Source organism: Thalassospira sp., from assembly GCF_030690045.1.
In the GTDB taxonomy this organism is placed as follows: Bacteria; Pseudomonadota; Alphaproteobacteria; order Rhodospirillales; family Thalassospiraceae; genus Thalassospira.
Genome location: NZ_JAUYHK010000022.1, coordinates 222,191 through 233,977, shown reverse-complemented (window position 1 = coordinate 233,977; position 11,787 = coordinate 222,191). Strand labels below are relative to the sequence as shown.

The 11,787-nt window shown below is 56.7% G+C and carries 12 protein-coding genes; 7 read left to right on the top strand and 5 right to left on the bottom strand.

All coding sequences use genetic code 11. The features are described 5' to 3' along the window. Nucleotides 1-199: 199 nt before the first annotated feature. Nucleotides 200-994 carry a cobalt-precorrin-6A reductase gene (locus tag Q8O73_RS20125; RefSeq protein ID WP_305559997.1) on the bottom strand — a complete coding sequence of 265 codons (795 nt, stop codon included), beginning with the start codon at nucleotides 992-994 and terminating at the stop codon, nucleotides 200-202. Between the two features lie 207 nt (nucleotides 995-1,201). Here Q8O73_RS20125 and cobA point away from each other — a divergent pair, with 207 nt between their 5' ends. From cobA to Q8O73_RS20090, 7 genes are all read left to right on the top strand, one after another. Then, nucleotides 1,202-2,059, top strand: coding sequence for a uroporphyrinogen-III C-methyltransferase (gene cobA / locus Q8O73_RS20120; protein WP_305560004.1), 858 nt, complete (start codon nucleotides 1,202-1,204; stop codon nucleotides 2,057-2,059). 103 nt (nucleotides 2,060-2,162) lie between these two features. Beyond that, nucleotides 2,163-2,963, top strand: coding sequence for a sulfite exporter TauE/SafE family protein (locus Q8O73_RS20115; RefSeq protein WP_305559996.1), 801 nt, complete (start codon nucleotides 2,163-2,165; stop codon nucleotides 2,961-2,963). A gap of 126 nt (nucleotides 2,964-3,089) precedes the next feature. Continuing rightward, nucleotides 3,090-3,719 (top strand): SCO family protein, encoded by a 630-nt coding sequence (locus tag Q8O73_RS20110; protein ID WP_305559995.1) that lies wholly within the window; start codon nucleotides 3,090-3,092, stop codon nucleotides 3,717-3,719. Nucleotides 3,720-3,746: 27 nt separating this feature from the next. After that, a complete protein-coding gene (locus tag Q8O73_RS20105) occupies nucleotides 3,747-5,081 on the top strand; it encodes a cobyrinate a,c-diamide synthase (protein ID WP_305559994.1) in 1,335 nt (444 codons plus the stop codon). Between the two features lie 67 nt (nucleotides 5,082-5,148). Beyond that, nucleotides 5,149-5,601, top strand: a complete 453-nt coding sequence (locus tag Q8O73_RS20100) for a YcgN family cysteine cluster protein (protein WP_305559993.1) — start codon at nucleotides 5,149-5,151, stop codon at nucleotides 5,599-5,601. A gap of 184 nt (nucleotides 5,602-5,785) precedes the next feature. Further along, nucleotides 5,786-7,276 (top strand): PAS domain-containing methyl-accepting chemotaxis protein, encoded by a 1,491-nt coding sequence (locus Q8O73_RS20095; RefSeq protein WP_305559992.1) that lies wholly within the window; start codon nucleotides 5,786-5,788, stop codon nucleotides 7,274-7,276. A gap of 54 nt (nucleotides 7,277-7,330) precedes the next feature. Next, nucleotides 7,331-8,149: an MBL fold metallo-hydrolase gene (locus Q8O73_RS20090; RefSeq protein WP_305559991.1), complete on the top strand. Its 819-nt coding sequence runs from the start codon at nucleotides 7,331-7,333 to the stop codon at nucleotides 8,147-8,149. Nucleotides 8,150-8,216: 67 nt separating this feature from the next. Here Q8O73_RS20090 and Q8O73_RS20085 read toward each other — a convergent pair whose 3' ends face one another. The 4 genes from Q8O73_RS20085 to Q8O73_RS20070 form a co-directional block, all read right to left on the bottom strand. Beyond that, nucleotides 8,217-8,477 carry a DUF1150 family protein gene (locus Q8O73_RS20085; protein ID WP_305559990.1) on the bottom strand — a complete coding sequence of 87 codons (261 nt, stop codon included), beginning with the start codon at nucleotides 8,475-8,477 and terminating at the stop codon, nucleotides 8,217-8,219. 28 nt (nucleotides 8,478-8,505) lie between these two features. Beyond that, entirely contained in the window at nucleotides 8,506-8,988 is a 483-nt protein-coding gene (locus Q8O73_RS20080; RefSeq protein ID WP_305559989.1) for an Hsp20 family protein, read from the bottom strand. Between the two features lie 169 nt (nucleotides 8,989-9,157). Then, nucleotides 9,158-10,873 carry an adenylate/guanylate cyclase domain-containing protein gene (locus tag Q8O73_RS20075; protein WP_305559988.1) on the bottom strand — a complete coding sequence of 572 codons (1,716 nt, stop codon included), beginning with the start codon at nucleotides 10,871-10,873 and terminating at the stop codon, nucleotides 9,158-9,160. A gap of 81 nt (nucleotides 10,874-10,954) precedes the next feature. Next, entirely contained in the window at nucleotides 10,955-11,683 is a 729-nt protein-coding gene (locus Q8O73_RS20070) for a gamma-glutamyl-gamma-aminobutyrate hydrolase family protein (protein ID WP_305559987.1), read from the bottom strand. Nucleotides 11,684-11,787: the final 104 nt, after the last annotated feature.

The window sequence follows — 11,787 nt, the reverse complement described above, 5'->3', positions numbered from 1 at the left end:
CTTGCGGGTTTCCCCGCCGCCCTGTCTGTCTTTGTATCGCTGCATCATCATCTCTTTCCTCTGGCCCAAACGCAAAAACCCGCAAGGCAGGGTGCCTTGCGGGTTTCGGTCCGGGCGCATTTGCCCCGTTGATTTTTCTGTTATGCCACAGCGAAAAGAACAAATCAAGAACTTTTTTCAGTTTTCGGAAAATAATTTGTCAGGCCATGGAAACCCGAATTTTTTCAACGACTTGGCCGATGTCCTGTGCCTGATCGACCGGCTGCATGGCCGGGCGTTCGACCATGATCACCGGAATTTTCAGGCGGCGGGCGGCAACCAGTTTGCCCTGATTGGCCGTCCCTCCATTGTTTTTACAGACAATAATATCGATGCCGTGTCGTTCCAGCAGTTCAATTTCGCCCTCCACCGAAAACGGGCCGCGCACAAACAGCCAGTCGCCCCGCGCGATGTCAAAGGTATGCTTGGGCGCTTCGACCGTGCGTACCAGAAGCCAGATATCGGGAAGATCACCGAATCGGTCCAGTTCCTGACGACCCACCGCGACCAGGGCGCGACTGCCACGATGGCGTAGGGCTTTTGCGGCTTCTTCCATGCTGTAAACCGATGTCCAGTTGTCATCGGGCCCCGGTCGCCATGCCGGACGGCGAAACTGGATGCACGGGGTCAGCGCCGCCTGACAGGCCTGGGCAACGCACTGCGATATTTTGGTGGCAAAGGAATCAGTGGCATCAATCACCAGATCAATCCGGTCCGCCCCGATCAGGGCAATGATATCCTCGGGGCCGTCAAACGGCCCGATGCGCACCGGCACACCCTTGGGCAGGCGCGGCGCACGGTCCCGTTCCGACAGCGACAATTGCAGGCGGATATTCTGGCCAAATTCCTCGCGCAGGCGGCGGGCAATGGTGTTGGCATCACGGGTCCCGCCAAAAATCAGGACATGCAACGGGCGCGTCGGATGGTTGCGGCGAAAGGGCGTGCTGTCGGACATGATGTAATGTTTCGATCAAGATGGCGGGGTTGGCAGGAATGGCGCATGGGACAGAAAAGCCCGTGTTGAAAACGCCCCGTCATGGAAAAGGTTCCCGATTTTCGTCTTGCGCGGTATTGATCAGATATATTTCCCTGCGGGATGGAACATGATAGGCACAAGACATCACCGCTATGGATACAGGACGACAAGGGCGCGCACGAACGGATGGCAACACTGGGTATTGATTTTCCTGTTTTTGAACCGGGCTGGGTCTGGCTGGTCGGGGCCGGGCCGGGTGACCCCGGTTTGTTGACCCTGCATGCGGTCAATGCCATGCAGCAGGCCGATATCGTCGTCTATGATGCGCTGGTTGATGACCGGATATTGAAATTGTTGCGGCCCGAGGCCCAGCGGATTTATGCGGGCAAGCGCGGCGGACGTCCATCGGCCAAACAGGCCGATATTTCGCTGTATCTGGTCGAACTGGCGCAACAGGGATTGCGGGTTTTGCGTCTCAAGGGCGGCGATCCGTTTGTGTTTGGCCGGGGCGGCGAAGAAGGCCTGACTCTGGTGGAACATGGGGTGCCGTTCCGGGTGGTGCCGGGCATTACCGCCGGGATTGCCGGGGCCGCCTATGCCGGGATTCCCACCACGCATCGCGATTGCAATTCATCGGTGACCTTTGTCACCGGCCACGGTGCCAGTGGCGAGGTCCCCGACAACATCAACTGGGCCGCCCTGGCACAGGGCGCACCGGTGCTGGTGATGTATATGGCGATGAAACATCTGCGGCGCATTTCCGGCGAACTGATGGCCAATGGCCGCACCGGCGATGAACCGGTCGCCATCATCAGCCGGGCCACCACCGCCGATCAGCACATCCTGATCACCACGCTGGCCAATGCCGCCGATGATGTGGAAAAGGCCAATCTGGAACCCCCGGCGGTCTGTATTGTCGGCAAGGTGGTGGATTTGCGCGACCGGTTGAACTGGCTGTCACCGCAAGATGATGTGAAAACGGTGCGCAATGTACCGTTTGACCGGATTCTCGATTTGCTGGCCCCCGCCGGTGGCAAAGACTGAATTTTCCGATATTGATATATATCGTTGTCGTCTGGCGGTGCGCCCGGCACAATCGCATCCACGATCCGGCCCGCCCGTGCGCCGGTCTGTAACGGGAATGACGATGGACGAACAACAGATATTGATCCGCATCATCGAGGCGGGCTGGGCGCAATGCAGCACGGTCATCCGGCAGGATGGCGGGGTGATGATCACCGCCTTGCTGGCCGGTCTGGTCGGCAGTGTGACCCATTGCATCGGCATGTGCGGCCCGTTTGTCATCAGCCAGGTGACGGCGCGAATGGAAAATGTGCCGCTGGAAAAAATGCGCGAATGGCGGCGTCTGACCGGGGCGGCCCTGCTGCCCTATCATTTTGGCCGACTGACCACCTATACACTTATGGGGATTCTGGCCGGTTATTTTGCCGATAGCATCTCGGCACTGGTGCAAATTGCGTGGCTGACCCCGGTTTTGCTGGTTCTGGCTGCGCTGTTTTTCCTGATTTACGGGGTGACCGGGCTGGTGCCGCATCTGGGCCTGTCGCAGGCGAAACCGCAGGGACAGGGTGCGATAAGCGGTAAAATCGGCTTGTGGTGGAACCGCCTGATTGGCGATCGTTTGCGCCCGTTATTTGCCGCCCCTTATGGCGTGCGGGGGTACGGGCTGGGCATCATGTTGGGTTTTATTCCATGCGGGCTGATTTACGGGGCGCTGATGCTGGCGGCGGCGGGCGGGTCGGCGCTGTCGGGCGGTTTTGTGATGGCGGCCTTTGGCCTTGGTACGGTGCCGATGCTGGTGGTGACCGGCATGCTGGGCCATTTTGCCGCAGGCCGGTTTCGGGCGGTGATGACGCCGGTCGGGCGGGGATTGATGATTGCCAATGCGCTGGTTCTGGCGGTTCTGGCCTATGGTCAGATTGCCTGAAACCCGACATAAAATCATGTCATGACATCGGATGTTGCAACAGACCACGCGCACTTTATAGTGCCCCCAACATGTTAACAGGGATGTGCCGGAAATTGTGGCATCTCCAAAGCAGACAGGTGAATTGTGCAGAGAAGAACGCTTCTGGTCGTCGTCGCCATTGTGCTGGTGCTGGGTATCGGGTTTGGCTATCGCCTGTTGGGCGTGGGCGGGCATGCGCCGGTATCGTCTGCTGTGACCTCGACCGGCACGGCCAGCATCGGCGGGTCGTTTGAACTGATCGATCAGGCTGGGCAAACCCGCACTGAACAGGATTTTGCCGGGAAATACATGCTGGTATATTTCGGCTATACCTTCTGCCCGGATGTCTGCCCGACCGAATTGCAGGCGATGTCTGCCGGGCTGGATTTGCTTGATGCGGATGTGGCACAACAGGTTCAGCCGATTTTCATCACCGTGGACCCGGAACGCGACGATGTCGAGGCGATGGCGTCTTATGTCCCGCATTTTCATGACCGCCTGATCGGTCTGACCGGCACAGAGGCACAGACAACGGCGGCGGCCAAGGCCTACCGCGTTTATTACGCCAAGGCCTTTGACGAGGGTCAGGCCGAAGATTCCGATGCCTATCTGATGGATCATTCGTCCTTTATCTATCTGATGGGACCGGACGGGCAATATGTCCGCCATTTCAATTATGGTGAAACGCCGGAAAATATTGCGGCGGGCATTACCAAAGTTGTCGAAAACAGCTGATTGCGCCACAGGGCGGGAACAGGATTGATGATGCCACATCTTCCCGGCCTGATGATTGCCGCCCCGTCTTCCAACAGTGGCAAGACGGTGATCACGCTGGCCATTTTGCGCGCCCTTGCCAATCGCGGCATTGCCGTGACCGCCGCCAAGGCCGGGCCGGATTATATCGATCCGGCCTTTCAGGCCGCCGCCAGCCGCCAAAGCTGCATCAATCTTGACCCGTGGGCGATGAGTTCCACCCAGATCAATCGTCTGGCCGCCCGGCAGGTTGCCGGGGGGCGTGTGATGATCTGCGAGGCGGCGATGGGCCTGTTTGACGGTGCGGCGGATGGCAGCGGTGCCAGCGCCGATCTGGCCGCCCTCATGAACTGGCCGGTGGTTCTGGTGATGGATGTGCGCGGGCAGGCGGCATCGGCCGCCGCTGTGATCGCCGGATTTGCACATTTTCGCCGCGATGTCCGGATTGCCGGGGTGATTTTGAACAAGGTCGGCAGTTCCCGACATCGCGATATGATCGTTGCGGCCTGTGCCAAAGCCATACCCGATATTCCCGTTCTGGGCGCGGTTCGCCGCCACGATGATCTGGTTTTGCCCGAACGGCATCTGGGGCTGGTGCAGGCCTCCGAGCATGCCGGACTGGACGGTTTTTTGCAACGCGCCGCCACCATCATCGCCGAGGATATTGATCTGGCCGCCTTGCAGGCCCTGATTCCGCCCGCCCAAACCGGTGAAATTGCTGTGTCAGATACACGGGCGGGCATGATTGCTCCCTTGGGACATCGTATTGCCATTGCCCGCGACGATGCTTTTGCCTTTGCCTATCCGCATCTGATGGACGACTGGCGCGATCAGGGGGCGGAACTGTCGTTTTTCTCGCCCCTTGCCGATCAGGGGCCCGATGCCGGTTGCGATGCGGTGTATCTGCCGGGCGGTTATCCGGAATTATATGGCGGGGTATTGGCCGCCGCCGAAAATTTCAAATCCGCCCTGCATCGGGCCGCTGCCCGGGATATCCCGGTTTACGGCGAATGCGGGGGCTATATGGTGCTGGGCGACACCCTGATTGACGGGGCGGGGCATGCCCATGCAATGGCGGGTTTGTTGCCGCTGGTCACCAGTTTTGCCGACCGTGAATTACATCTGGGCTATCGCGATATGACTTTGACCCGTGAAAACCGGTTGGGCGGGGTCGGGGACCGGTGGCGCGGTCATGAATTCCATTATGCCCGGACCCTGCGCGCCGACGGGCCGGGATGGCTGACGGCGACCACCGCCGATGGCCGGAATTTGGGCGAAACCGGTCTGATCAACGGATCGGTGTTTGGTTCCTTTTTGCACCTGATCTGTGCGGCGGCGACATAATCCTGTATAAACAGACAAGACAACCGATCCCCGTCAGGGTCGGTGACGCCGAGGCAGAGAGAGCAAGATGACCGATCAACCGGATAATTCCCCCTTTTGGAAAACCAAATCCCTGCGCGAGATGAGTTCGGCAGAATGGGAATCCCTGTGTGACGGTTGCGGGAAATGTTGCCTGCACAAATTGCAGGACGAAGACACAGACGAGGTATTTTATACCACCGTCGGCTGCCTGTTGTTTGATTGTACCTCCTGTCGTTGCAAGGATTATCCCAATCGCAGCGTTCTGGTGCCCGATTGCGTGATTTTATCACCCGACAATCTTGATGAATTGTCGTGGATGCCCTCGACATGTGCGTATCGTTTGATCAACGAAGGAACGGACCTGCCCGACTGGCACCCTCTTGTGACCGGAAACCCCGATTCGACTCGTTTGGCCGGGATGTCGGTATCCGGGCGGGTAATTTCCGAAAAAGATGCCCATCCCGACCTGTCGCGTTATCTGGCCGATTGGCCTTCCTGATCCAGACATCCCCCCATTCCGTATAGCTATTTGACCTTCCTTCTGTGGCCCCGATCACAACCTGCAAGATATAATTGCATCTGTGCTATGCGCCAAAATCGTTTTAGGTTAGTATAGGTATCGGTATAAGACCCTTAAGGGTAGGTTACATACCTTTGGATGTTTCAGTATGAGGATTCGTGCGATGGCTTTGTTGAACTTTTTCCGGTCCGCAGAAGGTCAGGAAGCCCTTCAGGTTATGAAGGCGCTGGATGCCTCGATGGCGGTGATTGAATTTTCGCTGGATGGCCGGGTTTTGCGGGCCAATCCGAATTTCCTCAAAGTGATGGGCTATAGCGCCAGTGAAGTGGCAGGCAAACATCACAGTATCTTTGTGACGGATCGCGAACGTGAGTCACCTGGATATCAGGATTTCTGGAAAAAACTGCGCGATGGCACCTACCAGAAGGCCGTGTTTCAGCGGGTGGCAAAGGACGGTTCGCACATCTGGCTTGAGGCATCCTATAATCCGGTATTGGGCAGTAATGGCAAGCCGCTTAAAATTGTCAAATTTGCCATCGATATTACCGAACGCCGGATGGATCGCGCCAATCTTCAGGGGCAGGTTGATGCCATAGGCAAATCGCAGGCGGTGATCGAATTTACGATGGATGGTACGATTGTCGATGCGAATGCCAATTTCCTGAATGCCATGGGATATCGTCTGGACGAAGTCAAAGGCAAACATCACAGGATTTTTGTCGAACCCGATTATGCCAAAAGCCGGGATTATACCGATTTCTGGAAGGCCCTGAATGACGGGGAATATCAGGCTCGCCAGTTCAAGCGGATCGGCAAGAATGGCAAGGTTGTGTGGATCGAGGCGTCCTATAATCCAATTCTCGACGCTAATGACAAACCGTTTAAAGTGGTCAAATATGCCATCGATGTGACTGATCAGGTCAATCTGCTGGTCGAACTGAAATCCATGATCGACAATAATTTCAGCGAAATCGACACCACGATCAAACGGCTTGAAGAAGCTGCTCATCACGCCACCAGCGCCTCTGAAGAAACGGCGGCCACCGTGCAAACGGTTGCCGCAAGTGCCGAAGAATTATCGGCATCAATTGGCGAAATTTCGCGCAGCATGGCGCAATCGCGTACCGCCACCGAACAGGTATTTGACCAGACGGTCGAGGCCAATGGTTCGACCCAGCGCATGGCCGATGTCGTGGCATCGATGGGCAATATTGTCGAAGTCATCCAGAATATTGCCGGTCAGATCAACCTTTTGGCGCTGAATGCCACCATTGAATCAGCCCGGGCGGGTGACGCCGGCAAGGGATTTGCCGTGGTTGCCAACGAGGTGAAAAACCTTGCCAATCAGGCGGCACGCGCCACCGACCAGATTGCCGGGGAAATTGCCGGGATTCAGTCGATCACCACCGAAGTGGTGGACGCGCTTGTTACCATTCGCGGGTCGGTCGAAACGGTGCGTGATAGCATCACCAGCATCTCATCGGCGGTCGAAGAACAAAGTGCCGTGACCAATGATGTATCCAACAATATGCAAACCATGTCGCAGGGTGTTGAATCTTTTGCCGAAAACATCAAGGGTATTCAGGATTCGGCCGGTCTTGTTGCCGGGTCGGTAGACCGGACGCGACAGGCTGCCAGCGTTTTGGCGCGCTGATTTTTCTGGCCCCGCCTTTCATGTTACAGTCCGTCATCGTTGTGTGAACTATTTTTGAAGGACTTGCCAAATTCCGGCAACCGCCTCAAAGATAGCAACGATGACGGCGGTAACGGGGTGGGTGGACATATGCGTATCGAGGTTCTGGGAGTTGGCGAGGCGTTTGATCCCGAATTCTGCAATTCATCGGTTGTGGTCAGTGCCGGGGGATACCGCCTGATGATTGATTGCGGGGCGTCGGTGATGGCACCCTTGCTGAAACGGTATCCGGATCCCGATGCCATTGACGGCATTTATTTTACCCATATGCATCCGGATCATGTGTTCGGGTTGGTGCCGGTGTTGCTGAACTGGCGCGATGATGGCCGGTCCAAACCGCTGGACATTGTGGTGACTGAACAATTGCGCGGACATTTGGAAAAACTGATGGCGATTGGTTTTGAAGGGCTGGGCAGTGCCTGGCCGTTTGAGATCGTCTGGCATCTGACATCGGACACCCCGCAAATCGGTCCGTTTCAAACCTGGTTTGCCCTGTCAAATCACAGTGTGCGCAACCACGCGATCCTGTTGCAACATGACGGCGGGTCTTTTGCCTATTCCGGCGATGGCAATGTTACGCCCGATACCATTGCCCTGTTCGCCCGCGCCGATCTGGTCTTTCAGGAAACCTATCTGCCTGCGCCCGATCCGGCCCATGCGGCGCATTGCGATCTGGAAACGGTGCGCGAAATGGCCGCCGATATGCCTGGTGCCCGGTTTTGGCTGTATCACATCAAACGCGATTACCGCAGCCGCATCATTGACCTGGTCCGCGATGATCCGCAGTTGCGGGTGGCGATACCCGGTGAAATTATCGAAATCCGTCAAGGATAATCAAATGCAAAACAGGCGGCACCGCAAGAGTCCGCCTGTTTTGATAATGGCCCGCCAAAATTGACGATCAATGAACGGCGCGTGGTTCCATATCGTGCTGCCGGATGGCGGCAAAGGCCACGGCATAGCTGTCAAAGGTGGCAATATGGGTGCCATCGGCGGTAAAGACGCCGTAACCGTGTTTGGCGCTGTCATCGACCAGTTCACGCACATAGGCGAAATCCTGAATGCCGAGCATGGCAAAATCGCCGGCAGACAGCCTGTGCAAATCTTCGTCGGCGAACATGGCGTCGTCGGAATCGTCGTAATCGGTGATGCGGTCAGTCATTCAAACCACTCCTTTTCATGCCGTGCGCTCAGGCATTGTCTTTGTCGTCGGTATCTTCGACACGCATGTCGATAGTGCGCGACGGCACGGCTTTTTTCTTGCCGGAATTTATGGCGATCTCACGAACCACCGGCTCCGGCACCGGACGATTCAAATCGATATGCAGCAAACCGTTGTCGAGATGGGCCCCGATAACCTCAATGCCTTCGGCAAGGACAAAGGACCGCTGAAACTGGCGCGAGGCAATGCCCCGGTGAATATAGATGCGGTTGCTTTCGTCTTCCTGATGTTTTCCGCGAATGATCAACTGGTTGTCTTCGGTGGTGACCGAAAGATCGTCATCAGAAAAACCGGCAACGGCGACGGAAATGCGTAGATGGTTCTCGCCAATCTGTTCGATATTATAGGGCGGATACCCTTCGGCCTTGGTTTTTGAAACCTGATCCAGAACCCGTTCGATCTGGTCAAAACCAAGCAATAACGGACTGTTGAACATTGAAATACGTGACACAGTGCACCTCCTCTCATTGAGCGAGCGCGAAAAACTTCAGACCCGGCAAGGCGTCTGAAAAATCTGACCCGAACCTTTCGGCGCCAGAATACAGCCTTTCCTCAGTAAATGTGGTTTTGTGCGCGATAGTCAAGAGCCTTGCTGCATCGCAACCGGTTTATTATGGCGATTATGCCGGTTGTGGTTGCAGGGCGGGCGGGGTGGATGGGGTCGGATTTTCGGTGATATCGGGCAATTCCGGCAGGGTTTCAAGGGCATAATAGGCAACATTTTGCGCCTTGCCGCGCAGGGCAACCTCGTGCAGAACGGCATCGGCGGGTACTTCAAGCCCACCATGATCAAACAGGGCCCGCGACATCACAAGCGACACACCATGTTCCTTGGTCCGGCTTTCAAGGCGGGCGGCGGTATTGATGGTATCGCCAATCGCGCTGATATTTTCGCGACCAGGTGGGCCCATTTCCCCGACAATTGCCTCGCCCAGATGCAGGCCAATGCCCATGCGCAAACGATGGGGCAATTCGCTTTCAAGATGGGCGTTCAACTGATCCATCCTGCGCAGCATTTCGCCAGCTCCGCGTACCGCCTGATGGATCATCAATTCGGTATCGCGGGTATCAAGGCCATAAAGCGCCATCAGGCCATCGCCATTAAATTGTGCATAAAGGCCGCCGGTCTGACGCAGGGCATCGGTCATTTCGGCAAAAAACTGATTAAGGATAAATAGCACGTCATAGGGCATTTTGGTTTCGCCCAGTTTGGTGGAATCGCGCAAATCGGCAAACAGAACCACCACCTGACGTTCGCTGCCTGACAGGCCGCCGGGGCGTTTTCCGTCGCGCGCGGTGGCATTGGGGGCCAGCAACGGCGCAACTGCCAGATCATGTTGTGGCCGGATCTGACAAGCCAGACGCAAGCCATGCGGGGCATTGATGCTGCGCAGGGCGGCCTGTTCCACCCGGCCAGGCATATCAAGCTGATCCAGTCCCGATCCGCAATGAATGCGACAGGTGGTACAACGCCCGCGCCCGCCACAAACCGAGGCAATATCGATCCCGGCATCGCGCAACGCTTCCAGTACGGTCGCCCCCGGCGGCACCCGCGCCGCCCGGCCATTGGGCAGATTCAACACCGGCCCGCGCCGGGCACGATCAAGGGTCTGCCTGATCTGTCGCACCACAAACGGTCCCCCGGCCAGAACAAGGCTGACAATCAGGCCGGGGATCAGCATCCGTTCAAAAAAGGCTGCCCCTTCGGCGGTGACCCCGGCTTTTTCAATGACGGAAACCAGATAACCGCGCCCGCCCGCCTCGGTACGTCGCAGGATTTCCATGGCACTTGCGGCAAATCCGGCAAGGGCAAGCGTCGGGACAATTACCGACAACGTTCCCAGAATTCCGCGCCAATGAGTATAACCGGGTTTGATCCGCAGCCAGAAATGAATGCCGATACAGCCATGTATCCACACGACCAGCACCGTGAGGACTTGAAGCACACCGTTTTCCGGCTTGAAAATCACCAGATCCAGCAACACCCGTTCAAAGGACGGGTCGATCCCGTGGCCAAGTTCGACAATGCGGGTGCCGATAATATGCTGAAACAACAGGACCGGAATGCACAGACCCAAAACAAGCTGTGCCCATTCCCATTTGCGCAAACGCAGGCTGCGCCGTTGCGTCAGATGCCCGGTCGCCAGAAAGAAATGCACCAGCAGGGCGGCAAATAACAGAATTTCAAGCGGCGGAAATTTCCACAGACTGCTGGTGTATTGACCGGCAAGATGCATTGCTTCGGGCGAGATGATCCCGGCAGCATGGTTCAAAAGATGCGTGAGGACATATCCAAACAGGGTCAGTCCGGAATATAATCGCAGTTTCGGGATCATGGCGGCCCTCATGCATCCGTTTATTTGATGCAGTCTAGAACACGATCCGCAAAAGTAGAACCATTTTAGCGGGATGGCCGATTACGCTACCTTGCGTTTATGGGTCTGACGCAGGAAATCAAGCATCCATTGCCCGAATAATCCACTATCAACCGGCAATTCCAGCGATTTTTCCGCCGGGGTGGCGATTTCTTCGGGGATCACCGTGCCGCGCCGTGTATCCAGCAGCGCGGTTTCATAAGACCGGGAAAATTCCGGGTGTGGCTGGATCGAGGCGGCAGTGTCGCCATATTGCAGGGCGGCATAAGGACAGAATTCCGAACTGGCCCAGACCTGTGCACCTTCGGGCAGTATAATCACCTGATCCTGATGAAAGGCATGCAGACGGATGGATGAAGGGGCCGCACCCAGCCATGCCGGGGTCTGTGGCGTGATGTCATATTGATGCACACCAATGCCCCAGCCCTTGTCGGATTTGATCACCTTGCCGCCCAGCGCCTCGGCCATGATCTGATGACCGAAACACACCCCGAAAACCGGAACGCCGTTGCTGACAATATCGCGCAGCAGGGCTTGCAGCCGGATCATCCACGGCAGGCTTTCATAAACCCCGTGTTTCGATCCGGTGACGATCCATGCATCGGCATCCGTCACGGCACCGGGAAAATCATTTTCCAGAACCGGCCAGACATGGAACTGCAAGGACGGATCAAGGGCCAGCAACATGTTTTGAAACATCGCCGGGTAACTTTTATGGGTGTCTTGCAGATCTTCGGGCACAAACCCGGTTTCCAGAATGCCGATCTTCATCGCAGTCCTTTTTGGGCTGATGACAATGTGCATCAGCACTTAGGACAGCCGGTGCCCGATGACAAGGGGGATGATGGCAGGATCGCGGAATGGCTGCCATGTCC